At 52.2% G+C, this 25,244-nt stretch carries 20 protein-coding genes, 1 tRNA gene and 2 pseudogenes; 9 read left to right on the top strand and 14 right to left on the bottom strand.

All coding sequences use genetic code 11. From position 1 onward, the window contains the following. The 4 genes and pseudogenes from AB9F26_RS09795 to AB9F26_RS09780 form a co-directional block, all read left to right on the top strand. Positions 1 to 108: pseudogene (locus AB9F26_RS09795) on the top strand (IS30 family transposase); the annotation flags it as partial. A 101-nt stretch (positions 109 to 209) separates the two neighbouring features. After that, positions 210 to 422 carry a hypothetical protein gene (locus AB9F26_RS09790; RefSeq protein WP_369767923.1) on the top strand — a complete coding sequence of 71 codons (213 nt, stop codon included), beginning with the start codon at positions 210 to 212 and terminating at the stop codon, positions 420 to 422. 59 nt (positions 423 to 481) lie between these two features. Beyond that, a complete protein-coding gene (locus AB9F26_RS09785; RefSeq protein WP_335586350.1) occupies positions 482 to 676 on the top strand; it encodes a DUF2892 domain-containing protein in 195 nt (64 codons plus the stop codon). Positions 677 to 1,432: 756 nt separating this feature from the next. Then, the gene (locus tag AB9F26_RS09780) at positions 1,433 to 2,563 is read left to right on the top strand and encodes a tyrosine-type recombinase/integrase (protein ID WP_369767922.1); all 1,131 of its coding nucleotides are present in this window, start codon (positions 1,433 to 1,435) and stop codon (positions 2,561 to 2,563) included. 344 nt (positions 2,564 to 2,907) lie between these two features. Here AB9F26_RS09780 and AB9F26_RS09775 read toward each other — a convergent pair whose 3' ends face one another. The 4 genes from AB9F26_RS09775 to AB9F26_RS09760 all read right to left on the bottom strand — a co-directional run bounded on the left by AB9F26_RS09775 (position 2,908) and on the right by AB9F26_RS09760 (position 7,693). Next, positions 2,908 to 3,621, bottom strand: coding sequence for a helix-turn-helix domain-containing protein (locus tag AB9F26_RS09775; protein WP_335586348.1), 714 nt, complete (start codon positions 3,619 to 3,621; stop codon positions 2,908 to 2,910). Positions 3,622 to 3,775: 154 nt separating this feature from the next. Continuing rightward, complete coding sequence (locus AB9F26_RS09770) at positions 3,776 to 4,738, bottom strand: substrate-binding domain-containing protein (RefSeq protein ID WP_335586347.1); 963 nt, start codon at positions 4,736 to 4,738, stop codon at positions 3,776 to 3,778. 103 nt (positions 4,739 to 4,841) lie between these two features. Next, the gene (locus tag AB9F26_RS09765; RefSeq protein WP_335586346.1) at positions 4,842 to 6,110 is read right to left on the bottom strand and encodes an ABC transporter permease; all 1,269 of its coding nucleotides are present in this window, start codon (positions 6,108 to 6,110) and stop codon (positions 4,842 to 4,844) included. Between the two features lie 35 nt (positions 6,111 to 6,145). After that, the gene (locus AB9F26_RS09760) at positions 6,146 to 7,693 is read right to left on the bottom strand and encodes a sugar ABC transporter ATP-binding protein (protein WP_335586345.1); all 1,548 of its coding nucleotides are present in this window, start codon (positions 7,691 to 7,693) and stop codon (positions 6,146 to 6,148) included. 490 nt (positions 7,694 to 8,183) lie between these two features. Here AB9F26_RS09760 and AB9F26_RS09755 point away from each other — a divergent pair, with 490 nt between their 5' ends. Beyond that, positions 8,184 to 9,761 (top strand): bifunctional metallophosphatase/5'-nucleotidase, encoded by a 1,578-nt coding sequence (locus AB9F26_RS09755; protein WP_335586344.1) that lies wholly within the window; start codon positions 8,184 to 8,186, stop codon positions 9,759 to 9,761. An 83-nt stretch (positions 9,762 to 9,844) separates the two neighbouring features. Next, complete coding sequence (locus AB9F26_RS09750) at positions 9,845 to 10,525, top strand: SOS response-associated peptidase (RefSeq protein WP_369767921.1); 681 nt, start codon at positions 9,845 to 9,847, stop codon at positions 10,523 to 10,525. A gap of 4 nt (positions 10,526 to 10,529) precedes the next feature. On the opposite strand, the gene AB9F26_RS09745 is transcribed toward AB9F26_RS09750, so the two are convergent. From AB9F26_RS09745 to AB9F26_RS09720, 6 genes are all read right to left on the bottom strand, one after another. Further along, positions 10,530 to 12,431, bottom strand: coding sequence for an acyl-CoA synthetase (locus AB9F26_RS09745; RefSeq protein ID WP_369767920.1), 1,902 nt, complete (start codon positions 12,429 to 12,431; stop codon positions 10,530 to 10,532). A 111-nt stretch (positions 12,432 to 12,542) separates the two neighbouring features. Continuing rightward, the gene (locus AB9F26_RS09740; protein ID WP_369754167.1) at positions 12,543 to 14,324 is read right to left on the bottom strand and encodes an ABC transporter transmembrane domain-containing protein; all 1,782 of its coding nucleotides are present in this window, start codon (positions 14,322 to 14,324) and stop codon (positions 12,543 to 12,545) included. Between the two features lie 114 nt (positions 14,325 to 14,438). Beyond that, positions 14,439 to 14,512: transfer RNA gene (locus AB9F26_RS09735), tRNA-Gly, on the bottom strand. Between the two features lie 108 nt (positions 14,513 to 14,620). Next, complete coding sequence (gene arsJ, locus AB9F26_RS09730) at positions 14,621 to 15,862, bottom strand: organoarsenical effux MFS transporter ArsJ (RefSeq protein ID WP_369767919.1); 1,242 nt, start codon at positions 15,860 to 15,862, stop codon at positions 14,621 to 14,623. Next, a complete protein-coding gene (locus AB9F26_RS09725) occupies positions 15,859 to 16,857 on the bottom strand; it encodes an ArsJ-associated glyceraldehyde-3-phosphate dehydrogenase (RefSeq protein WP_335586339.1) in 999 nt (332 codons plus the stop codon). Before AB9F26_RS09725 ends, arsJ begins: the two co-directional genes overlap by 4 nt. A gap of 17 nt (positions 16,858 to 16,874) precedes the next feature. Beyond that, a complete protein-coding gene (locus AB9F26_RS09720; RefSeq protein ID WP_369767918.1) occupies positions 16,875 to 17,684 on the bottom strand; it encodes a helix-turn-helix domain-containing protein in 810 nt (269 codons plus the stop codon). A gap of 140 nt (positions 17,685 to 17,824) precedes the next feature. Between AB9F26_RS09720 and AB9F26_RS09715 the strand changes: the two genes are divergently transcribed. Further along, the gene (locus AB9F26_RS09715) at positions 17,825 to 19,330 is read left to right on the top strand and encodes a UxaA family hydrolase (RefSeq protein ID WP_369754171.1); all 1,506 of its coding nucleotides are present in this window, start codon (positions 17,825 to 17,827) and stop codon (positions 19,328 to 19,330) included. 41 nt (positions 19,331 to 19,371) lie between these two features. On the opposite strand, the gene AB9F26_RS09710 is transcribed toward AB9F26_RS09715, so the two are convergent. Beyond that, positions 19,372 to 20,304 carry a 2-hydroxyacid dehydrogenase gene (locus AB9F26_RS09710; protein WP_369767917.1) on the bottom strand — a complete coding sequence of 311 codons (933 nt, stop codon included), beginning with the start codon at positions 20,302 to 20,304 and terminating at the stop codon, positions 19,372 to 19,374. A 108-nt stretch (positions 20,305 to 20,412) separates the two neighbouring features. Next, complete coding sequence (locus AB9F26_RS09705) at positions 20,413 to 21,105, bottom strand: DUF1045 domain-containing protein (RefSeq protein WP_335586335.1); 693 nt, start codon at positions 21,103 to 21,105, stop codon at positions 20,413 to 20,415. Positions 21,106 to 21,352: 247 nt separating this feature from the next. On the opposite strand from AB9F26_RS09705, the gene AB9F26_RS09700 reads away from it, so the two are divergent. Then, the gene (locus tag AB9F26_RS09700) at positions 21,353 to 22,003 is read left to right on the top strand and encodes an HAD family hydrolase (RefSeq protein ID WP_369767916.1); all 651 of its coding nucleotides are present in this window, start codon (positions 21,353 to 21,355) and stop codon (positions 22,001 to 22,003) included. 697 nt (positions 22,004 to 22,700) lie between these two features. On the opposite strand, the gene AB9F26_RS09695 is transcribed toward AB9F26_RS09700, so the two are convergent. Further along, positions 22,701 to 22,979, bottom strand: coding sequence for a hypothetical protein (locus AB9F26_RS09695; protein WP_369754175.1), 279 nt, complete (start codon positions 22,977 to 22,979; stop codon positions 22,701 to 22,703). Positions 22,980 to 23,353: 374 nt separating this feature from the next. On the opposite strand from AB9F26_RS09695, the pseudogene AB9F26_RS09690 reads away from it, so the two are divergent. After that, positions 23,354 to 23,674: pseudogene (locus AB9F26_RS09690) on the top strand (DUF1214 domain-containing protein); the annotation flags it as partial. 32 nt (positions 23,675 to 23,706) lie between these two features. Here the strand turns inward: AB9F26_RS09690 and AB9F26_RS09685 are convergent. Beyond that, entirely contained in the window at positions 23,707 to 24,906 is a 1,200-nt protein-coding gene (locus tag AB9F26_RS09685; RefSeq protein WP_369758026.1) for an NADH:flavin oxidoreductase/NADH oxidase family protein, read from the bottom strand. Between the last annotated feature and the right edge of the window lie 338 nt (positions 24,907 to 25,244).

The following is a 25,244-nucleotide window of genomic DNA, read 5'->3' as shown; positions in this document are numbered from 1 at the left end:
GCCAAACTCAGCGCTATTGCCAGACAGTTGAACGAACGACCCCGCAAGACCTTGCAATATCAAACCCCAGCTGAGAAGTTCGCCCAGTGTGTTGCGTCGATCAGTTGATCCCGCCGCGCATAGTGACCAATGCTGCACCTGAACATGCAATCTGCTTCCGTCCCATATACGCTTGATTGGATTGAAACTCGGGATGATCAGTTGAGGCATTGGAAGCTGCATATGTCATCCTCAGCCATGGTCATCCAGAAAACATGGATCAAGTGCAACGTTTCATCCACGATTATCTCGTGTATCTTCGCACCAAAATCGGAGAGCATATAGACGAAAGCGGCGATTTGACCTACGCTTTTTATATTGACCAATCGCCCTACACGCGCCTTGATACATTTGAAGAACCCGCGACCAAGAACGCGGGTTGAGTTTATGAGAAGATGGAGTTTGAGTAATCGAGCAACAAGTTTAGCAAAGGAAAAATACTATGGAACTTACAAAAAACGTTGGATCAACAGATCGCATGATAAGACTAGCCGTCGGCGCAATTCTCGTAGTCCTCACGCTCATGGGGACGATTGGTGTCTGGGGCTGGTTGGGTCTAATTTTAATTGGAACGGCATTTCTTAACTTCTGCCCACTTTACAGAATTCTTGGCAAGAGTACCTGTAAGATGAAATAAGCTTATCAAGCTGAGATCGTGGGACTGTCGGCGAATTTAGAAAAAAGAAGATTTGCCGACATCGGCCCAGCCACATACAAAGCACTGCGCTCCTGACAGCAGCCGAACTGAGGCTAAGAGACCCCCCTTACGACAATCTGGTGATCTGTCGGGATTTTTTCGGAGATATTCATCTTGATTCATACTTTCTATATAGGGAGAAAGCCGATAAGATTGATCTGTCAGGATCATCGTCTCTTTGCTTTCTCGTATGAGTTCGCTTTGATGCGATATTTTTGAAGCCATCATGCTATCTTTTAACGAAATTAGCGCTTGAGCATTGTCTGGGTTCAGGATGTAATTTCTGTTGTAATACGACTTACCCACAACTTCTGATATCACGCAAGCCATTATTATTATTGAATAAAAGTAAAACATGTGTGGTTTACTTTATCAAAATATCTACTTGTAGAAAAAGCGTTTACTTACAAATAGTAAAATAGTCATTTCTGAGAAGTGACCTACGAGAGTTTTACTTTTAGCCGGTTCAGAAAACTAATTATTCGAAAGCCGCTAGCACCAAGCCAAAAAAAGAAAAGTATGTATTTCCAAAGTTTGAGGCAAATTGAAGCGAATCACTGACAGCGGTGTCGCCGAACTGGGGAAGAGAAAATCCTCAACGGAATTCAAACGAAAGTTGTACCGCCCACAAAGGCGTTTCAGTATCGTCGACTCAATTGTTACGAAGTAACGACAACAGAAACGGAAGCAGGACGGATGGCTTTTCTGATTAAAAGACTAAGAAAGTCCGGAAAATGCTGGAAGATGCACTGGGGCGTCAAAGACCAAAAGACAGGCAAGACGAAGATAAAAACCAAGATGTTCGACGGCACTGATAAGAAAGCCGCACTCCTAGAGGCTCGGCGCATCGAAGCCGAAATGTCCCAAGCTGGGGATTATGGTGACGGGGCACAACCGCTGGCGGCATTCCTCAAGGTTTGGATGCCTTACGCCTCCGAAGGCCTGAGCAATTCCACTCTTATGCAATACGCTTGGCAGGAACGCGTCTTAATCGAATGGTTTGGGGACTTACCCCTCAATAAAATAAACGCCCTGACCTTCGTATCCTTGGGCCGTAAGGCGAAGGAAAGAGGCTTTCAGCCCTACACCATTCAACTCTTCACGAAAATTCTAAAGCGAATCGTGCGGGATGCCATGGCATGGGATATTTTACCTCCGACGCTAGGGCCGATGTTGTCGACCGTAAAAATGGTGAAGAACCCACGAAAGCAACCGCCCATCCGTTCGATAGAGGAAACAGAACTTCTAGCAAGCAGGGTACGGGCCGCTAACCCAACCGCAGCGGACATGCTGTTGGTCGCGGCCTTTACAGGCGTTCGTTGGGGCGAAATAGCGGCTCTAACGCCAGCCGATATCGACCTCGATACAAAGCGCCTCCATATTGCTAAAACGGTTGCTTACGAGAAAGGGGGCGTGACAGTTCAAAACGCCCCCAAATCGAAAGCGGGCAACCGATACCTGCCCTTAAGCGAAGAACTGATCCGCGTTTTTACACCACGTGTTAATACCACAGCAGAACACAATCTTCTCTTTCCTGCATTTAGAGGCGGCCCATTATCGCACAGCGTTTGTAGTAAGGTGATTAGCGGTCCAGCCGAGGAGTTGGGAGTGGCGACGGGTTGGCATGCGTCGCGTCACTATTTCGCGTCGCATCTTTTGCGAAATGGCGTTCCCCTTCCGGCGGTATCAAAGATGATGGGGCATTCCTCCCCCCAAATTACAGCGTCGCTCTATAGCTGGGTTCTCGATAATTTCGAAGCGGAGGCACAGGTGTTGGACGCCTTGCGGTATAGGGTGGCGAAGCCGAAGCTGCGGGTGGCTAAGTAGTTTTTAATTAAACAAAAATGGCAGAGATGAGACCAGAGGCGACATCGGTCAGGAGTGCAGTGTTTGGTGCTATGGGCGGGAAGGCGACAATCGCTACAGGTGAGAACTCTGATAGACTTTGCGCCAAAGAGGACCTTCGATGCGTGATCACTCCAAAAGGGCCGTCGTTGACATTTAGGGCGGAAACCTACTATTCGTTGTGATGGCTAATTCCATACGACGACGGTAAATTTATTCTTAGACAAGTTGACAATCTTGCCCAAAATAGTTTTTGAAACGACCTTGGAGCGATTGGCGAGTATTTGACAGCGAAGCGGCAGTATTTTCGGAGAAATCTCGATAAATTATAATTGCGGCAAATAAATTTTGACGCGTTGCTGCAATAATTCGACCGCTACCAGAAGGTGAGATTTGCTCGATTCTTTGTCACTCTCGGAAATCATCGCCGACATATAGGGGATCGTAATTGCTGCGATTACAACGTCTCCTTGCCCACCCATGACGGGGGCGGAAAGCTCTGTAATTCCTGGAAATTCTGGGTTAGGGGCCTCAGTTAATTTCGACAAAGAATGTGTCGCATCCGTGTTTTGGGATGCCGTTAAGATGCAGACTCTTGCCGAACTATCGGCCACCTTGCTGCGGTGCCCGACTTGGACAGAAATGGAGTAGCCTTTGGTCGCCTCGGCCTGCGCGACAACAAGGACCGCATCGTCGTCCAGAACGGACAAATGACAGGAAAGCGAGACTTGTTCGGACAGTTCCGCCAACACTGGCATGGCAACTTCAGCGATCCGATTATTTATGGAACGATTGGAACCAAGTACAGAAAGGCGATCAGTAAGAACATAGTGATCATCAGCAGCACGGGAGATGAATTGCCGCTCTTCGAGAACAATCATCATGCGGAAAATCTCGTTTTTGGAACGCCCGACACCTGCTGCAATTTGCGACAACGACAGTTCCTTGTCTGACAGTGAGAGCAACTCAAGAATATCGAGGCCTTTTTCCAGCGCTGGCGCTGAATACTTCTGAAGCTTCGTGAGATTGCTGGACGCCATGACTCGTTTTCTGCATTTCCGGTTAGCGCGGGATGATTATTTCACTATTGCGAACTAGCACCAGAGAAAATTTGGCGCAAGGGAGCCATTTACCCCTTGCGCCTTGGATCATAGTTGACGGGAGTTTGTCAATTTTGATCCGTTTTTATACGCCTTATTTCAACCCGTTGCGCACAAGGATCTCATCGGCATTCGCACTTGTGATTGCCTCGGTTCCCATCACAACTGATTTTTCAACTTGCTCGCCGTCAAGGTAACGAAGGGCTTGGCGCAATCCTTCAGCACCTGGAGTTGGGTAAAGGAAAGTTGCGGCAAGTTCGCCATTGGCAACCCAAGTCACACCTTCACCCGGTAAGCCATCGACGCCAACAAAGATGATGTCTTTGTCACGTCCCGCGTCTTTTGCAGCGAGGTATGCTCCATAGGCCATTGGGTCGTTGTGGCCGTAGACAAGGGTGATATCTTCGTAGTTGCGCAGGGCAGTTGCCATGATGTCATAGGCTTGGTCTTGCTTCCAGTCGCCCGATTGGCGATCAAGAAGGAAGGTTACACCTGCCTCATCGGCAACGGCTGCGTGAACAGGGTCCGAACGATCAAAAGTAGCCTGAATTCCGAGGCCACCATAGATTTCAACAATGGTGCCTTGTGCATTGCCAGCACCACCGAGAGCCTCGAGGATGAACTCGCCAGCCGCTTCGCCGATAAGGACGTTGTCGCCGCCGACCCACTGTACGAATTTGTCGGTATCAACATTGCGATCTAGAACAAAAACAGGAATGCCTGCATCGGTTGCTTTTTCAACAACACCAGTAAGACCCGCCGCTTCTTTGGGAGAAATCAAGATGGCGTCAACACCCTGCTGAATGAAGTTTTCAACTTGGGCAACCTGCTCTTCAGTGCGGTCATTTGCGTCGGCCCAAAGGAGGTTCACGTTCTCATGCAATTCCGCTTCGGCCCGCAGGTCCTTATTAAACTGCACGCGCCAAGGCTCGACAGTCGTGACCTGCGAAAAACCAATTGTATAATCTTTGTCCTGCGCCATCGCACTCATGGGCAAACCGACCACAAATGCGGCCGACAGGAGGGATAACCCCTTGCTAAACTCACGTCTTTTCATAACAGTCTCCTTGTTCAATGGACGGCACTCTTGTGCCCTTTTTTGTTCGCTCTAGCTTCGCGTATTTTCCACAATCCGAAGCTAGAGCATTTACTTTTCGGGCTCAGTTTCGCTTGAGTTTCGAAAAGATCTGGGTCAACTGACCTTCCTGAATGAGCACGGCGGCCACAATAATGACGCCCTTCAGGACCAGTTGAGTATTGCTGTCGATGTTGTTGAGTTGCAGAATATTGCCGAGAAAACCAAAGATCAGCACGCCGACCATAGTGCCTGCGACGGTGCCTCTGCCGCCCATCAGGCTAGTGCCGCCGATGACAACGGCCGCAATGGCATCCAACTCTAAGCCCATTCCTGCGTCGGGTTTTCCCTGCCGAAATTGTGCAACATAAAGGATGCCCGCGAGTCCAGCCAGCGCGCTTGATATGGCATAGGTCACGATTTTGGTGCGATTGACGTTTAGCCCCGCGAGGCGGGAGGCCTGCTCGTTACCGCCAATGGCCAAAAGATAGGCACCATAGGTCGTGAACCGTGTCAGGATGAAAAATACGACTAGGACGAACAGGAAAATCAGCCCCGGTGCGGGAACGACTCCCCAAAGCAAAGTGCGAAGAATCTCAAAGTTTTCGGTCGCGTTGGTGCCAGTGTAAACGGGATAGACGGCTGTATCTTGACCCGCAATCAACCGCGCCATTCCCAGAGCGCCCACCATCATCGCGAGGGTGACAATAAAGGGTTGCAGGCGGCCATAGACAATCAAGGCCCCATTCATGGCCCCAAACACCGCACAGACACTCGGAACCGCAATCAAAACAGCCAGTACACCAAATTTTGTTGGGACTTGCCCGATCAGCCAGATCATTAAGCCCAGCGAAACAGCGCCGCTGATCAAAGCAGTCATAGTGAGGGTCTTGGGGCTTGTTTGCGCTTCGCGTGCTGTGCCGCCACTATTGGTGATGCCGCGCAAAACACTGATGGCGGCCCAGCAAAGGATGAAAACCACGGCCCCGACCGCAGGTACACCAATGTAACTCGCGGTCGTCCAGCCTTCTTGGGTGAGCAGCATAGCGCAAATGACGGTGCCCAAAGCGAGGATGGAACCAACAGAGAGATCAATCCCCGCAATGAGAATAACGAGCGTCATACCAACGGCAACAATCCCCGTCACGGAAACTTGGCGAAGAACATCGGTCATATTGCCAAGAGATGTGAAAATGTTTACGCCCTTAGAGGTTACAGGGGAGGATAAGGCCCCGAAAACCAACAGAAAACCTAAACCCCAGTACAGTTTTGTTTGCATGATCATTTGAAGCCCTTTGGCCCGCAACGATCTGGTTTTGTCAATTTCTGCGACCGATTTTTGCTTCGCTGTCATGTCATTTCCCAAGCTCATGTTTTCACGCTTCCCCGTCACTCGAACTGCATGGCGAGTTGTTTGATCGTATCAAGGTTCATTTCGTCTGGACCTAAAATGCCCGAAATCCGCCCTTCGCATAGCACCATCACCCGGTCACAAATGGCCAGAAGTTCGGGTATTTCGGAGCTGGCGAGCAGGACGGAAATTCCTGAATCGGCCAACTCGCCAATCAGGTCATAGATTTCGTCTTTTGCGCCGATATCGATGCCACGGGTTGGTTCATCGAGCAGCAGGATCTGCGGCTCCATCCCCAACCATTTTCCGAGGACTACTTTCTGCTGGTTGCCCCCACTCAGATTGCCAACCACGTGATCAACGCCCCTTGCGGCAATGCGCAACCGTTTGATCGCAGTGAGCGCCTGTTGGGTTTGGAATGGCCCCATGCCAATGCCAAACTGATCAAGCCCATGCAATTGCGGCAAGATAATATTGTCAGAAATAGAGTGGTTGAGGATGAGTCCCGTTGATTTGCGGTCTTCGGTAATCAGGGCCAAGCCGTGTTCGATACCGCCCGCCGGATTATGTAAATTGACGGGATGCCCGTCGATCTGAACTTCGCCTTCCATCACGGGACCACGCGCCCCAAATATGGTTTCAAGGAGTTCGGTCCGCCCCGCCCCAAGTAAGCCCCCAACCCCCAGAATTTCGCCACGCCGCAGCCCAAAGCTTACATTGCTCAGAACACGACGGCCTTGCGCCTCGGCATTTAAGCCGGACACTTGGAGCGCCAATTCGTCCGATGGTTTGGTTTTGCGTCTGATTTTCTCGACCTCAATCCGACGACCCACCATCATCTCCACCAGATCTGCGGGCGTAGCATCTCTGGCCATCGTCGTGCCGATCATCAAACCATCACGCAAAACGGTAATGCGGTCGGAAATCTCGAAAACTTCGTCCATGCGGTGGGAAATATATAGAATGGCCACACCCTGCGCCGCGAGGTCGCGAATGACTTCCATTAGGATATCCGCTTCGATCTGCGATAGGGCGGAGGTCGGCTCATCCATGATAAGAAGGCGCGCATCCATCAAAAGTGCGCGGGTAATTTCAACTAGTTGTTGCTCGCCCACCCTAAGATCTTTGACCTTAGTGTCGACATCCAAGGTGAAACCAAACCGCGACAGGGCGTCTTGGGCGATCGTGCGTGCTTTCTTTTGGTCAAGGAACAACCCGCCCTTCATCGGCTCGCGCCCCAAGACGACGTTCTGTGCAACTGACATCTCTGGGATCAGGCTAAGTTCCTGATGCATGATGATAACGCCTTGCTCCTCCGCCTCGCGCGGATTGCGAAAAGAAACGGGTTTGCCATCGATTGTCATCGTGCCAAAACTGGGCTCAATTACACCACTGATGATCTTGACCAGAGTTGATTTCCCTGCGCCATTCTCGCCCATAAGGGTATGAATCTCACCGCCGTGAATCGCCAGTTTTACATCTGAGAGAACAGGAATTCCTGAATAGGTTTTTCCGATGCTGTCGAGTTCAAACACGAAGTCCGACTCAGACCGTGTTGACGCACTTGGGGTTCCCAATACCTGCACTTGCGTTTCCCCTCCCAAAGATCTGCAATTATGTTCTTCAGGTTTCATATATGAAGAGCACTTCACTTGTCAACGCTGCTCTCAGATTGGGATCGACGGATCTTCTCCAAGTAGTCTCATCGAAGTAAGCAATGCACTAGAGCTATTGAGAAAAGCTCGATTGGATGGTTGTCGGACACTAGCGCCACGAAACCTCGATCCTGCCATTAGCCTCCTTCAGAAGATGCAAATGCGAACGTTCGCTTGCCGCCTTTTGTTCATAACCGAACAAGAATGGGTAGCGTAATAGGTAGCCATTTATAGCGAAAAACTGCGAAATAGCCCAAAATAGCGAATATACCCCTGAACAGCCCAATATCCACAAAAAGACAGAAGCCGTTGTCATATGTCCGTAACACCCTGAATATACATATTTTACAAACGCAGCCTTTGACTCTGAAGCTGCATTTGGTCAATCTATCGCTCTAGAACAATAATAGGGAGTATTAATATGTTCGCCCGTCTTTTCACATCCGCGGCCGTTTTGGCCCTCACGGCAGGTGCTGCTGCCGCTGACTATTCACTCACAGTTTTGCACACGAACGATTTCCATGCACGGTTTGAGCCCATCAGCAAATATGACGCTGGCTGTAGCGCCGAAGACAACGCCGCTGGCGAATGCTTTGGTGGCTCTGCACGTTTGGTGACGGCCGTTGCCGACGCCCGTGCGCGTTCAAATAACTCAATTTTGGTGGATGGCGGAGACCAGTTCCAAGGCACGCTGTTTTATACTTACTACAAGGGTAAACTCGCCGCCGAAATGATGAACAAGCTCGGCTACGACGGCATGACCGTTGGCAATCACGAGTTTGACGACGGCCCAGAAGTTCTCGCAGGCTTCATGGATACGATCAACTTTCCTATTCTGATGTCCAACGCGGACGTGTCCCAAGAGCCTGCTTTGGCTGGTAAACTTGCTAAATCCGCGATCATCGAACGGGGTGGCGAGAAAATCGGCCTAATCGGATTGACGCCACAAGATACCGATGAATTGGCCAGCCCCGGTGACTTGGTGATTTTTACCGATCCTGTTGGTGCCGTGCAAGGTGAGGTCGACAAACTGACCGCCGAGGGCGTGAATAAAATTATCGTTTTGTCGCACTCGGGCTATAGCGTTGACCAAAAAGTTGCCGCCGAAACCACGGGTGTAGACGTGATCGTTGGTGGCCATACCAACACATTGTTGTCCAACACCAACGAGCGTGCCGAAGGCCCATACCCAACAATGGTTGGCTCAACGGCCATCGTTTCGGCCTATGCTTATGGTAAATTCCTTGGCGAATTGAACGTCACGTTTAACGACGCTGGCGAAGTCATCTCTGCCACTGGCGAGCCTATCATCACGGACGCCTCGGTTGCTGAGGATGCCGCGACGGTTGCACGTATTGCAGAAGCCGCAGCCCCCCTCGAAGAAATTCGCAGCAAAATTGTGGCGACCACTGGGGCAGCGATTGATGGATCGCGTGACAATTGCCGCGCCAAAGAATGCGAAATGGGGAACCTTGTTGCCGATGCGATGCTTGCGCGCGTCAAAGATCAAGGCATCCAAGTCGCGTTGGCAAATGGCGGCGGACTTCGTGCAGGTTTAGAAGCTGGCGAAGTTACGATGGGTGATGTTTACACGGTTCTTCCGTTCCAAAACACGCTGGCAACGTTCCAAGTGAATGGGGCAACGCTTAAGGACGCGCTCGAAAACGCGGTGCTGCAATATGACGATGAGACCAAAAACGGTCGCTTCGCGCAGGTTGCGGGGATGACGTTCACCATCACGGGTTCCGAGGCCTTTGGCAATCGTATTTCCGAGGTTATGATTGATACGGGCGCGGGCTATGAAGCGCTTGATCCAGCCAAAGTTTACGGCGTTGTTTCGAACAACTACGTGCGTGGCGGCGGCGATGGCTACAGCATGTTCCGCGACGCGATGAATGCCTATGATTTCGGCCCTGATCTTGCGGATGTTGTCTCTGAATACCTTGCGGCAGCAGGCAGCTACGAGCCCTACCTTGATGGCCGCATCACCGTGAAATAAGTTTGGTTTACGCTGACTGAACCTAAGGCGCGCCAGCCACGGCGCGCCTTTTTTGTAACAAGGTGTTGGCGAGGAGCGAGAGAATGTGCGGACGATTTGCGATCACTTTGCCCGTGGAGGCCATGGCCCAGCTTTTTGCGGCGGCCCCCGCCAATGATTTACCGAACGTTCCGAATTATAACGTTTGTCCGACGACCCAAATCCACGCAATTATGGCCACAGATCATGGCCGCCAATTACGGGCCATGCGGTGGGGTTTTATTCCCAATTGGTACAAAAAGCCCAATGACGGCCCGCTTTTGATCAACGCGCGGGCGGAAACGATTGCGCAGAAACCCGCGTTTGCTAAAGCGTGTCGGGAACGGCGGTGCCTCATCCCTGTGTGTGGCTTCTATGAATGGACCAAAACGCCTGAGGGCGTGCGCCTACCGTGGTATATCACGCCGCGCCATGAAGAGGTCGGGGTGCTCGCAGGTATTTGGCAGGATTGGGAGTACGACGGGGTGCGCACGAGAACAGCCGCTATTGTGACAGTTGCGGCAAACAAAACGATGTCGAAAATCCACAAACGGATGCCCGTTTCCCTTGCGCCGGATCAATGGGCTAGTTGGCTTGGGGAGCAGGGGAAGGGGGCTGCACGATTGATGCAACCCGCGCCCGAAGATCGCTTTGCCGCGTGGCGTGTTTCCCCCGAGGTCAATTCCAATCGGGCCTCAGGGGCGCAGCTAATCCGTTCCTTGGATGCTGATAATTCTGGGTACTAACCGCCTAAGAAGGCTGTTCTGGAAGCCATTCCCATGGGATTGTGAAGGCCCCAAGAACTTGGGTGATTTCAATCGTGCTCACGACTTCGGACATCTCAATTTGCGCAACGAGTCCGCGCCGTCTGCTTTCGATCACCGAACACACGCTCACCTGCAAGCCCGCTTTTTCCAAGGCCGCATTGTACACCCGCGTAATGGCGCGTTTGCGCAAGTCGGGTTTGAAGACTTTGCCCACTGCTGTTTTCGGCAACTCGTCCAAAATTTCGATGTATTTGGGATGGGCCGCGCGCTCTGGGATTCCCTTTTTACAAAACTCCATAAGCTCTTGGACCGTCACTTCGGCATCTTGTACTAGCTCGACATAGGCGCAGGGAATTTCGCCTGAGTGTGCATCCGGTTGGCCAATCGCACCCGCAAATCCAACTGCGGGATGCCCCGCCAAAACTTCTTCGATTTCCGCGGGGTCGATGTTGTGACCGCCACGGATAATCAAGTCCTTGGCGCGCCCTGTAATCCAAAGATATCCGTCCGTGTCGACGCGCCCTAAGTCGCCCGTGCGAAGGTAGATGTAGTGGTGGAAAAGATCGTGGTTTTTGTCGACCTCGGTATAGGTTGATCCGGGAATGACTCCCGGATTATCGATACAGATTTCTCCGACTTCATCGACGGGGGCCTCGACAGGGCCATCAGGTGTTTGGCGCAGGATTTTTACGTCGGTATGGGGAAAGGGCACACCAACGGAGCCCTTTTTTTTCTTGCCGCTCGTGGGATTGCACGACACGAGGCACGTCGCCTCGGTTAGGCCGTAGCCCTCGGTAATCGTGACGCCCGTGGCTTCTTCGAAGCGACGGAAAAGCTCAATCGGAAGGGGGGCGGATCCAGACATCGCCGTGCGAAGCGACGATACATCTGCGTCAACTGGCCGCTGCATCAGCGCAGAAATGGCGGTCGGAACGGTGATCATAAACGTCACGTTCCAACGCTCGATAAGTTTCCAGAAGTTATCCAGCACACCTTCGCCACGGTAACCCGCAGGCGTCGGAAAGACGACATGCGCACCCGAAGCAATCATCGACATCATTATCGGGTGACAGGCGAACACGTGGAACAGGGGCAGGGGGCAAATCACCACGTCATCGTGGCTAAAAAGCAAGCGATGCCCAAGCCAGCCGTTGTAAATCATGCCGGAGTATTTGTGCTGGGCCACCTTGGGCATACCCGTTGTTCCGCCGGTGTGAAAATATGCCCCAACTCGGTCGCCAGCAGAATCTGAAAAGTCGAGTTTTTCGCTCGAATGCTTGGCAATTTCGGCGTTGAAATTCAGCACGCGCGCCTTGTGGGTGACGGGGTTTTTCGGACGGATAAGCGGAACAATCCAACTCTTTGGCGGGGAAAGATACCGCAGCAAATCAACCTCAACAACCGTCTCGATACTCGGCACCATCGCAACCGCTTCGGCAGCTTTTTGTGCGACATCCGACTTGGGGAAGGCGCGCAAAGTCACGAGTACTTTGGCGCCTGTTTCGCGCAGGATTGATGCGATTTGGCTCGCTTCAAGGAGGGGGTTTATCGGGCTGACGATCCCTGCAATTGACCCACCAAGAAGTGTTAGGACGGTTTCGTTTGCATTGGGCAAAAGGTAGGCAACAACGTCTGTTTCCCCAATGCCCAGAGAGCGGAAGAAATTGGCGGTTTGCGTTGTTTTTCCGAACAACTCATTCCAAGTGAGAGTTTCGGCACGATCTTTGGGGCCGGACGTGATCTGAAACGAAATGGCGGGGCGTTCCCCGTATTTTTCCGCAGTGGCGGCGACAAATTCATACATAGTTTTGGGAAGATCACGATCCTCCCATCGCGCTTCTGCTTCAATAGCATTGCGGTCGTCAATTGATGAAAATTTGTTCATCACACTCTCTCCCATTGGGCACGTCCCCACGTGCTCTTCTCCCCAAGGAGGATGATTGCAAACGACTATTTTCGCAAGGGAAAGTCCAAACGACGGAACGTAAGGAGAAAGTTACGCTACGCCATTTCCGTCCGTAAACTGCAACCGCGCCAGACGCGCATAGAGGCCGTCCTCGGCGACAAGGGATTCATGTGTGCCGTCGGCAATGATTTTTCCGCCATCAAACACAAGGATGCGATCGGCTTTTTTCACGGTTGCCAAACGGTGGGCCACAATCAGGGTCGTGCGCCCTTGGGCCATTTCATCGACCGCGTTTTGAACCGCACGTTCGCTTTCGGCGTCTAAAGCACTTGTCGCTTCATCGAGCAAAAGGATAGGCGCGTCGCGCAAAATGGCACGGGCAATGGCGATACGTTGCTTTTGCCCGCCTGAGAGCATAACACCGCGCTCGCCAACTTGGCTTTCGTATTTCTCGGGTAACGCCATGAGGAAATCATGTGCGGCAGCAGCTTTTGCGGCCTCAAAGACCTCGGCATCCGTGGCGTCGGGGCGGCCGAAACGAATGTTCTCAAGAGCGGTGGTCGCAAAAATAATCGGGTCTTGGGGCACAAGCGCGATCTGTTCTCGAAAATCGGTTCGGGTCAAGTCGCGCAGGTTGAGCCCATCAATGGAAACGACGCCGCTGGTGGGATCGTAAAAACGCTGGAGTAACTGAATGACGGTCGATTTTCCTGCGCCAGATGGCCCCACAAGCGCAACCGTTTCGCCCGGTTTGATCGAAAGATTGGTGCCAGAAAGCGCAGCAATTTCAGGCCGCGCAGGATAGTGGAAGGTGACGTTGTCAAAGACGATTTCGCCGCGCACGGGTTTCGCGAGCGTTTTCGGATTAGCAGGATTTTTGATCGCATCTTCGGTGTTGAGCAGTTCGACAAGGCGCTCGGTTGCGCCAGCTGCGCGTTGAAGTTCACCCCAAATCTCGGAGAGGGCGGCAACCGACCCCGCGACCATAACCGCATAAATCACGAATTGAACGAGGGCACCGATGCTCAGACTGCCTTGGTTGACGTCATGTGCGCCCATCCAAAGAACACCCACAACACCCGAGAAAATAAGGAAAATAACAACCACAGTCATCAGGGCGCGTGTGGTTATCCGTTTCATTGCGACGACATAGGATTGCTCCGTTACATCGGCGAAATTCTTGGAGGAAAGGGCTTCGTGTGTGAAGGCTTGAACGGTTTGCACCGAGGAAAGGTCTTCGCTTGCGCTGCCGGAGGATTTTGCGATCCAGTCTTGGTTTTCGCGACTCAAAATCCGCAAACGGCGACCAAGAACAATAATGGGAACGATAACGGCAGGAACGATAAACAACACCATCGCGGCCAGTTTTGCGCTGGTCAAAAGCATGAGAGCCATGCCGCCAACGAAAATCAGCGCATTGCGCAAAGCGATTGAAACGGAGGAGCCGATGACCGACAGGATAAGCGTCGTATCGGTGGTGATCCGACTTAGAACTTCTCCGGTCATGATTTTCTCATAAAACGCGGGGCTCATGCGAATGACGCGATCAAAAACAGCTTTGCGAATGTCTGTGACAATACGCTCGCCAAGGCGGGTCACGAGATAGTAGCGCAAGCCCGTTCCAAGTGCGAGAATCGCTGCAATCGCGAGGGCCGCACCAAAGTAGCTGTCGATGAGCGCTCCGTTGGAGGCCGTAAAGCCGTCCACAACACGGCGCACCGCAATAGGCAGAATGAGCGAGGTTGCCGCCGTTAGAACCAGCGCGAGACAGGCGGCGAGGACAAGCCCGCCATAGGGACGCACAAAAGGAACAAGTCCGCGCAAAGCGCCCATTTGTTTGGATTTTTCGCGGTCTTCATCTAATTGGGCCATGGAGCCCCCCGTTTGTTTGCGTCCCAACCCACATAATGGCCTGTATCAGAAGCAACAAGCGCTCAAACGCCGCAGAATGGCTTTTGGAAGCTATTTCGGCAAATTGGGGGAATGTGGAGCGGGTAGAGGGAATCGAACCCTCGCCTTAAGTTTGGAAAACTCGTATGATACCATTTCACCATACCCGCGTCGTTTGAGAGTAGTATTTCAGCTGTATTGGAGCGTCAAGACGTGAAATCCGCAAAGCGCGGAATTTGACAGGAAAATTTGCCTGCGTGAAGGTACGCCTGTTTGCGCTAATCCCCGAGTTTTCGTGTGCAAGCCCAGCTCAGAAGGATCATTCCCGCGGCCGTTCCAAGGCAGAGAGCGAGCCCTCCGATTTGGTAGGATACCCCCGAGAGGAGTGTCCCTGTTAGGCGGCCAACTGCGTTCGCCATATAGTAAAACCCCACGTCCATGGTGACCCGTTTTTCATCCGTCAACGCTAAGATGAGGTAGGAGTGAAGCGAAGAGTTTACCGCAAAAATGGCCCCGAAGATCAGCAGGCCCGCGACAATTGTTCCAGTGAGCATCGGAGATGTGCTGGGTGCTAGAAGGAGGATTGCGGTTAGGGCAACAGGAACCACTGCGAGGCCGAGTGCCCATTTCTGTGCCAAAACAGCGTATTCATGTTCGCCGCGTTGGTGCGCGCGCAAGAGCTTTGGTGCGCTGGCTTGCATCATCCCATAGAGAATCGTCCAAACCGCCATAAAACTCCCGATCAAAAAGAACGCGGCGCGATTGGATTCCTCCGAGCCATCCGAGAGGACGGCGTAAAAATAAATGGGAATCCCCACCACAAACCAAACATCACGCCCCCCGAATAGAAAAACACGCGCAGCGCTGAGCCAGTTGATATTACGGTTTTTAGAGAAAACTTCTTTGAACTTGGCGTCTTTTCGCCCTGTGGGAAGGCCCGTCGGCATGCCCACAAGCACAGCAATCAACACAAGCCCCAATACGCCCGCCATCGCCAAGACTGCAGGCACAAAACCAAGGGTCGCCAAAAGCACGGCACCAAGCAAAAAGCCCAATCCTTTGACCGCATTCTTGGAGCCAGTCAAAATCGCGACCCATTTAAATAGGCCGCCTTTGGCCTTGGGGGCTAGGATTTTAACCGCACTTTTTGAACTCATTTTTGCGAGGTCTTTGGCGATGCCAGATGCGCCTTGCACAAGCATGACGAACACGACCGAGGCCCCGATGCTCCAGTTTGGGTCCAGTAATGAGAGCGCCAGCAAAGCCGCGACTTGAAGCGCCAGCCCAGCATACAGCGTGGACGTCAGTCCAAAGCGCGCGGCAATCCAGCCCGCCGAAAGATTGGTCACAATCCCCGCCACCTCATAGAGCACGAAGAGATAGGCGAGTTGAACCGGTGAAAATCCGAGCGTATGAAAATGCAAAAGCACCAACATGCGCAGCGCGCCGTCCGTCAGCATGAAGGCCCAATAGGCGGCCGTTACAGCGATATAGGCCGAGAATCCCCGCGTTTGTGTCACAGGGAATCGCCAACCATAAAGGCCACGTCGACCAGTCGGTTTGTATAGCCCCATTCGTTGTCGTACCACGCGTAAACCTTGAGTTGGGTTCCGTTCACGACCATGGTTGAAAGCGCGTCTATGATGCAACTGCGAGGGTCATTTGTGTAATCCGAGGACACAAGCGGCCGTGTTTCATAACCCAAGATGCCCTTGAGGGAACCAACGGAGGCCACGCGGAAAAGCTCGTTCACTTCTTCAACACTCGTCTCGCGTTCCATTTCAAAAACGCAATCCGTGAGCGAGCCGTTGAGCAAGGGAACGCGCACGGCGTGGCCGTTAAGTTTGCCTTTTAACTCTGGATAGATGAGCGTGATTGCCGTGGCCGACCCCGTTGTCGTGGGGATCAAATTGGTCAGGGCCGAGCGTGCGCGCCGCAAATCAGAGGCGGGGCGGTCGACGATTGTTTGGGTGTTAGTGACGTCGTGGATAGTGGTGATTGAGCCATGGCGAATGCCGATCCCTTCGAGCAGAACTTTGACCACCGGCGCGAGGCAATTGGTCGTGCAACTTGCGGCGGTGATGATTTTGTGGGTTTCGGGATCATAAATATAGTCGTTGACGCCATAGACAATATTGGCGGTTGGGCCGCCCTTTACGGGGGCCGATACGACGATTTTTTTGACGCCTGCTGCAAAATAGGGGGCCAGTTTAGTTTCGGTTTTGAACGCTCCTGTACAGTCGATCACAACGTCGACTCCTTCGAGCGGCAACTCATCGAGATTGCGCGTGGAGGTCACAGGAATATGCGTTCCGTCGATTGTGATGCTGTTGTTGTCGGCCTCGAAGTTCGCGGGCCAACGCCCGTGAATCGAGTCAAACTCCAGCAAATGCGCGTGCATTTTGGGGTCTCCCACAGCATCATTAATAAAGGCGATTTTTGCGCCGCGCTCTAGGAGGGGACGCAGGGCGAGTTTTCCGATGCGGCCAAGGCCATTGATGGCAAATGTTGTCATGTCAAAAGGCTTTCTGATTAATTACGCGCGATATCGTCGACCGATTTTTGGAGGTCGGCACGGCTGGCTGTTTCAAAAGGGAGGGTGGCAAAACGCGAGATGCGTGTGTTTAGCATTTCATAGGTGTTTTCAAAGCGGTCTCGGGATGCTTTGTCCAAGGAGTTGGCTGCTGGGACGGGGTCTTCGATGCCCCAATGGCTGGCGATGGGGGTGCCATGAAGCGCGCCGCTGTCTTGGTTTGCTGCGTTGTCACAAACGGTGAATACGAAATCGAAGTCGGATGTCGTTTCGCCCAAAACGGTGGTGATGTTTTTGGAGTGCAGGTTTTGAATGTTGTGGCCTTTGGATAGCAAAACATCGCGGGCTATGGCGTGGACGCCTGCGCGCGGTTTTGTCCCTGCGGACGCCACAGTGAAAGTGCGACCTTGCCAATCGCGCAGGATCGTTTCGGCCATAATTGAGCGCGCCGAGTTTCCAGTACATAGGAACAAGACGCTGGGTTGTGTCGCTGGTTTTGAAAGGTCGGTTGGAAGGCATAAATCAGCGCGTCCGCCACAACAATTGCTAAACAATCCCGAAACGATTTCCTGTGAGGCCGCAATATTCGCACTATAAAGGAGGCTTGTGCCAAGGCGGCGTTGGTGTACAAGTCCAGCCGATTTTAACGTCGAGAGATAGACCGACGCCGTGCTTGGTTTGAGATCTAGAACGGTAAGGATTTCAGCAACAGGCAGCGCGTCCGGATACCGCCGGATCAGCAGTCGGAAAATAGCCATCCGCTGTGGGTGACTGAGAGTGGCGAGGCGGTCTAGAAGTTTAAATTCCATAATTCGTGAATTAAGGAATTGTGAGGCAAGGCGCAACTGTTTTCTACCAGAAACAAAAGTAATCGCATTTGCACCTTTCGTATTTTTTTGCAAAATGTACAATAACGCCTAACCCCCCTCGTTTTCGCAATGGAAATCCTATGTCAAAAACCGTCCGCCTTGCCCCGAATGATAATGTCGTTAGCGCGATTGAAACCCTCAATCCCGATGAGGACGTCAATGGAATATCGCCAAAACAGCAAATTCCGCGCGGGCATAAAATGGCTACGCAAGCGATTGAGAAGGGGGCGGCGGTATTGAAATACGCGCAGGTCATCGGCTATGCGAAGGAAGATATTGCCGCGGGGGATCATGTGCACACGCACAATCTTGAGTTTCGGGCTGTCGATCAAACCTATGAATTCTCAACCGATATTCGGCCCGTTGCCCCCGCCACGACTGTGGATACCTTTATGGGGTACCGGCGTGAAAACGGCAAAGTCGGCACACGCAATTATGTTGCGGTTTTGACGTCAGTGAATTGCTCGGCAACGGCGGCGCGGATGATTGCAAACCACTTTACGCCAGAGGTTATGGCGAAATATGAAAACGTCGATGGAGTTGTTGCTTTCGTGCATGGCACGGGCTGTGGCATGGCGGGGGATGGCGACGGTTTTGAGGCGCTTCAACGGGTAATGTGGGGCTATGCGGCGCACCCAAATGTTGCAGCTGTTTTGATGGTGGGCTTGGGCTGCGAGATCAATCAGATTGATTGGTTGGTCGAGGCATGGGGTCTTAAGCCGGGGCCAAAGTTTCAGGCGATGAATATTCAAGACGTGGCTGGCCTGCGGAAAACGATCGAGATTGGCATTCAAAAGGTCGAAGCCATGCTGCCATTGGCCAATGAAGCACGCCGCGAAGCTTGTCCCGCCTCGGAGTTGATGGTCGGTTTGCAATGTGGTGGATCGGATGCGTGGTCTGGTGTGACGGCCAATCCCGCGTTGGGTTTCGCCTGTGATTTGTTGGTCGCGCAAGGAGGCACGGGCGTATTGGCCGAGACGCCAGAAATTTATGGTGCGGAGCATTTGTTGACGCGCCGCGCAGCAACGCCAGAGGTGGGTGAAAAACTCATCGGCCTCATCAAATGGTGGGAAGAATACGCCGCCCGCAACAAGGGGTCGATGGACAATAACCCGTCTCCGGGGAACAAAAAAGGCGGGCTTACAACCATCCTTGAAAAATCACTCGGGGCTGCGGCCAAAGGGGGAACTTCGCCCCTAACGGGCGTTTTCAAATACGGTGAAACAATCCGCAGCAAAGGGTTCGTCTTCATGGACAGCCCCGGATATGACCCCGCGTCTGTGACAGGGCAAATCGCCAGTGGATGCAATTTGATCGCCTTTACCACGGGGCGCGGGTCCGCCTTTGGGGCCAAGCCAACGCCGTCGATAAAAATTGCGACGAACACCCAGATGTTCACGCGGATGGAAGAAGATATGGATTTGAACGCGGGGTCGATTCTCACAGATGGCGAAACGATTGAGGCGGCGGGGCAGCGGATTTACCAGATGTTCTTGGACGTGGCCTCTGGAACCCCTTCGAAATCCGAAGCGCAAGGGCTTGGCGATTATGAATTCGTTCCATGGCAAATCGGCGCGGTAATGTAACTCTTGGGTCGTTGAATGTTAGAAAATCCAGTGCTGGGGGATTAGCCCACCGGGGAAACCAAAGGGCGGCCCTCTTTGGCGCGAAGCAAGTTTTGCACCACTAGGTCGCCCATCGCGATGCGTGTTTTCTCGGTGGCGCTACCTTGGTGTGGCGACAGCACAACGTTCGGCAGCTTCCAAAGATCCGGTGACATTTTCGGCTCTTGATCAAACACATCGAGCGCCGCGCCGCCCAAGGCTCCAGACTGCAACATTTCGACCATAACAGGTTCATCAATGAGTGTTCCTCGCCCCAAATTCACGATCGCTCCCTTTGGGCCCAATGCCGTAAGAACTTTGCAATCCACCAACTTTCGCGTGGCTACATTGTCGGGAACAACGGCCACAATCCAATCGGATGCCGCCGCCATTTCCTCAAGCGAGGCATAGTACGGAAAGGGTTCATAGGCCTGTGGGTTGCGGCCATGATAAACCACCTGCATTTTGAAGGCTTGTGCGCGGCGGGCAATTTCTTTGCCGATCCGTCCTAGCCCCAATATTCCAACCGTTGCCCCCGTAAGTTCGCCCGTCAGCGGATACCCGCCTTCGAGCCATTTGCCCTGCCGCGTGAAGGAATCCGCATCGACGATTCTGCGGCAAAGAGACAGCATCAATCCAAGCGCAAGTTCCGCGACGGCATCGCTTAAAACGTCGGGTGTGTTGGTGACGGAAATACCCCGTTTGCGCGCGGCAGTGACGTCGATACCATCATAGCCAACGCCAAAACTTGAGATGACTTTGAGGTTGGGAAAGGCGTCCATCATTGCGTCGTCACAGCCAACATGACCGTTCGTCGCCATGAATTTCACATGCGCGCAGTTGCTCAGAAACGTTTTTTTATCAACGACTTCCCAGTATTTCAGGATGGTGAAGGACTCCGAGAGGTCCGCCATGACTTTAGGGGGCATGGGGGCGATCATGATTAGGTCATTCACTTGGAGTCTCCTTGGGCGTTTTGTTTTTTTGCGAGTGTACCCTATTTCACGGCGCGGCCAAGAGGCCACAAATTGGCCGGTGGTTACCCATGCTCTTGGGGGAAGACTTTAGGGCACTTTCTTTCCAGAAAGAGGGAGCCGGTGAAGTGCGTGAAAACGTCCGTCCCCCGCTTCGCCAGCCAGAATTAACGAACAGAATGGCATGGGGCGCCCCAAGTTATGGGCGAAGTGTGTACGGGCCAAAGCTTCTAAATGTTCCAAGTCTTTGGGCGGCAAATGACCACTCAAAGTGATGTGAAATTTGAACGCGTCCAAAACATACGGATACCCCCAATTTTTCAAGTTGGTTTCCTGCAGGGGCGTTAGGTTGGCCTTGCGGCGTCCGGCCAATTCCGTCTCGCTGAGAGGGGCGCGAAAACGGTCCAGTTTTTGCAGAACGGCGGCGGCGAGACTGGCAAGATGGTCGATGTTCCCTTCCGGAGTAAGCGCCAAAGTCGACTTATCTATTGTGAGGCTTAGGGCTTCAATTTCAACAGGAGCATGGACAGCACAAAGCGCCTTGGTTTGAGACAAAAGACTCTCATATGTTGTGCCTTTTGCAAGGTGAAAGGGAGGTTTGATTGTTCCATGAAAGCCGTATTTCCTTGGAGCTTGGGTTGCAATACGCAGGGCGGTTTCGGAGGCTTTTGGGTGTGGCACGGCGCAACCCTTTTCCAAATCCCACCCAAGCCAAGCAGCGCCAGAATCGGCAAACATACCCGCCTCAGGTGTCATGAAAATGCTGTATCGATTAAACAACAATGGGGAGGCTCCTTTGGGATTTTTCAAATATGACACCTCCATTGATACGCGAACTTGTGCAGATTATCCTGCCTAAATGAGCGGATTTGCGGCCTTTTTGCAAAAAAATATGCGATTATATTGCCCACAATGTCGCCCGTTGCGCGCTGCGGTCGGGTATTCCCATTGTGCGTGGGGTGTGGTTTGAGGGGCGCAAAGGTTTCAAGCGGGCGGGCAGGTCTAGGTCGGTCATAAAATGGGATATAACATGAGTTTACGCGGCGCGATTTTCGATATGGACGGCCTCCTTTTGGACACGGAGCGCCTCACCATCCTGTGCTATCAACGCGCTGCCGATGACGTTGGCTTGATTGATTTCGAGCCGGTTCTGTTGGGTCTCATCGGGGTTCGGCGCAAGGAATCAGAAGACATTTTGCGCGCAAGAATCGACGATTTGGCGATCTTTGAGGCGTTTCTAGAGAAAAGTACCGCCAATTCCGCGGCGATTAAAATTGAGGACATTCCCATTAAGGCGGGAGTCGTCGAATTGCTCAAGGCCCTGAAAGAAAAGGGACTTCCTTGTGCTGTCGCCACCTCAACCCAAACGGAAAAAGCGCGTCACCATCTTGAAGTCTCTGGCCTTCTTGGTTTTTTTGAAACAGTGACGGGCGGAGATCAGGTGGTTTCCCCTAAACCTGCACCCGACATCTATCTGCGTGCTGCAAAATCGCTTGGTCTGAAGGCGACGGATTGCGCTGCCTTTGAGGATTCCGATCCCGGAACCCGCGCGGCAGTTGCCTCTGGAGCACGGGTGGTGCAGGTTCCAGATATTTTGCAACCATCCCCAGAAGTTCGCGCTCTTGGTCACGTAATCGCGCCGACTCTCCTACTTGGGGCAACGCAAATCGGGTTGATTTAGGAGGCGGACAACCAAAGCTTTTCGCGGATATAAAACTACGGGAGAAGTGAAGCGCCTAACGAGAGAGAACTCGAACTCTCTTTTCAAAGCGCTAGAGCAATGGGAGCGATCATGGCGAAACTAATTAATAATTTCAATATGTTAGCAAAAGGCGCGCTCTGAGAAGCTGAAGCCTTTCTCGCGGCGGCGCAGCTTTGATGAGCGGGGAAGTCTCGTACACGGTGCTTATACCCGTGATCGCCGGTTCGGTGATGACGGCACACTCCGCGCGAAAAATTTCCAGTTAAGACTAGTCTGATCGTTCGGAAACTGATGAGCGGTAAGTTCTGCAATACGACATTCGAGAACAGTGGCGGCGGTAACAAGCCTAAAATAGAGGGAAGTGTCCCAAAAATTGGTACGCATAGCCGATAATTTGACAATTGCGCGTCCCAAGAATTGGTACTTATATACATCTAGACATAGGCTGTAGGTTTTAGAGTGCAAGAGAAACACTCCAAGCCTAGGCAGTTGCTAGAAACATTCACCAACTAAACCCGAAGTCTACCCTATGCAAAGTTGGTCCAGCAACTTTAGCTGTGGCGCTTTATGGGTAATTCCTATGCTTGGTGGAGGTGGTTCTTGGAAAAGACATAGCCCGCCCAAAAAAGGACGGGCCATATTTTATTTCAAGAAAAGGATTTGAGTTACCTTAGTTTCAGTCGTTGCCGCTGCCATTATCATTGTCAGGGTTCGGTGCGCCGCCGAAAGCTTCCTTAAGGGACTGTACCTGTTCTCCAACTTTGTAATCCGGATCAACGTTTTCTCTGTACTCCTTGATCACTTGTCCGAGGTTAGTTCCGTTAGCCTTGTGGGTCTTGGGTGCTTCGGAGACAATTCCGCCGTGCGCACCAGGATCGTCAGGCTGCCCAGCAAGTGCTGCTGACCCAACTAAAAGTGCGGATACCGCGGAAAGTGAAATTATACGGTTCATCATTTTTAACTCCCTACTCCAAAAAACGCAAAAGAGCCTGACTAGAGGTTGAAGCTTCAAGAAGACAGGCATTCAAAGCATAACTTGAGGAAGCTATCCAAAATTGATCTATGTCATTTGATGCGGGATACACGGAGTTGCAATTTACCGACGTGCGTTTCGATCGATGAGCACACACGCTCTTTTCCGCAATTTGCATCGCCACAATTGTCATCATCTGGTTTAATCAATGTGTCCTGCCCCTAGCACACCTAGTTTGGGACCGGAGTGGGTAAACATTTTGTTAAGCGGTCCAAACGAAAAAAATGCATCCAGCGCACTCACTCGCTTCGTCAAAAATGTTTTAACCACAGGGAGCAAATTCGGACCATAAGCAACGTACAACCAACCGCTATACAGTGCATTTTCCAGCGGGCCAGCTTCCTCCGGTTAACTCATTTTGGTCACTGACCATGTATGACCTACCCGCAAGCTTGCTCGTCGAAAATCCAATCAATCGCTACCTTCTGAAACCACCGATGCTACCGCAGTCAGTTAAGGAAGCCGATAGTGGAATAATTTTCTACATTCAGAACGAGTCGCCAGAGAAGGACAAGGAAGCTAACTGGCGGCTTGCGCCAAGGGTCTTTTCTGGTCAATCTTACGTGTTTATTGCCCCATTTGTTATCTATAAAAAGAATGACTTAAGCCCCGAATGAGGCTTCATTTCGGGTTACTCAATGCGATCCCATCAAACGTCGTCACGATTGAAGTGGCGTTTCCAGATTTCAGTTCGGATTCTATCTCGCGCTTCATAGTCGTCAATTGCTTTTTCAAGGTCGCCGACTTCGTCTGTCTCTTTGTCGGTAGCGATTTCGGTTAGGCGCATGGTGTACCAGGCCGTTATCCCGCCTTCCGGTGCATCTGTGAACCTTGGGAAAATTGGTTCAGGCATTTGGCCTGCCGACCAAAGATTGGGGAGGGTTGGTTCAAGGACCAACGCACGGGCTAGGCCAATTACATCGACTGCACCGCTCAAAACGGCTTCTTCCGCTTGCGCTCGCGTTTTGAAGCCGCCTGTTAACATCAAGGGCTTGGATGTCACCGTTCGGGCGCGTTTGGCAAATGCAATGAAGTAGGGCCCACGTCCCGCGCCGTCAGAAGCGGACTTAGCGCCTGGGAAATACGTCCCTCCGCTAATGTCGATAATGTCCACGGATGACTTGTCCAAAGCAGCCACAACCTGAAGTGCGTCGTCTTCGTTAAATCCACCTTCTAGCTGATCTGAGGAATTGAGTTTCACAGCAATAGGGAAGTTGGAACCGACGGTCGCGCGTGTAGCCTTAATGGATTCAAGTAATAATTTCATACGGTTGGCGATAGGCCCACCATACGCATCGCTGCGCTTGTTGAACAACGGTGACAGAAACTGACTCAGCAAAAATCCGTGTGCTGCATGTATCTGTACCCCGCCAAAACCAGCCTGCTGTGCCAACTTAGCCGTCTTTGCGAACTCCAAGGGGACCTGCTGGATTTCATCGAGGGTCATTCCCTCACAACGAAGGCCGGGAAAATCAAGCGCGCTTGGCCCCTTGGGTGTGCTAATGGGCGCATAGGCAAGCGCACCCGCGTTACCGAGTTGCAACCAGAGCTGGGTCCCGTTTTCCCCACCATGTGCGGCAAGATCACGAAACTTATCCACGTCAGAACTTCTATTGAGCACCAGATTGCCCGGCTTTTCAGCATAATTAGGCATGGATTGCACTTCGCCGATAATCGATACGGCCAACCCACCTTCTGCCCAGCGCTGATACAGCCTGTTTTGCGCGGGCGTTGGATGGCCCGCGCCATCACCCAATGAGTCCGACATTGCCGATTTTGCGATGCGGTTTTTCAAGACCGCGCCACAGGGCAATTCAAGCGGTTGAAACAGAACCTCATGGTGTTGCATATGAAAATCTCCTGTTAAATTCCCGCGTTAGATAACTTGTTTGTAAAAAAAATCGACGCAACAACCCTAATATAGTTGAAGGCCCGTTTCAGACTTTACGAAATGGGTGAGCTTGGTGACGGTCGAAGTCAAGGTAGGTAGCCGAGGGAGAAAAGACAAACGTAAGAGTGTTACGTTCATTTCTTCGGCTTAGCTCAAAGCAATTAACCGCTGCCATAGGTTCTCTAGAATTAAGCTAGGCTGGCTGTCTGTTTTTGCCGAGATAGCGCACATGTATAAAACATGGTGCTGCTGGGGGGCATTGAACGGTCATTCCGAGATATTCCCATGCGCCCCAG

It is taken from the genome of Falsihalocynthiibacter sp. BN13B15 (assembly GCF_041205415.1).
In the GTDB taxonomy this organism is placed as follows: domain Bacteria; phylum Pseudomonadota; class Alphaproteobacteria; order Rhodobacterales; family Rhodobacteraceae; genus Falsihalocynthiibacter; species Falsihalocynthiibacter arcticus.
The sequence above is the reverse complement of the archived record's forward strand: the minus strand, read 5'-3'. Positions and strand labels throughout refer to the sequence as shown.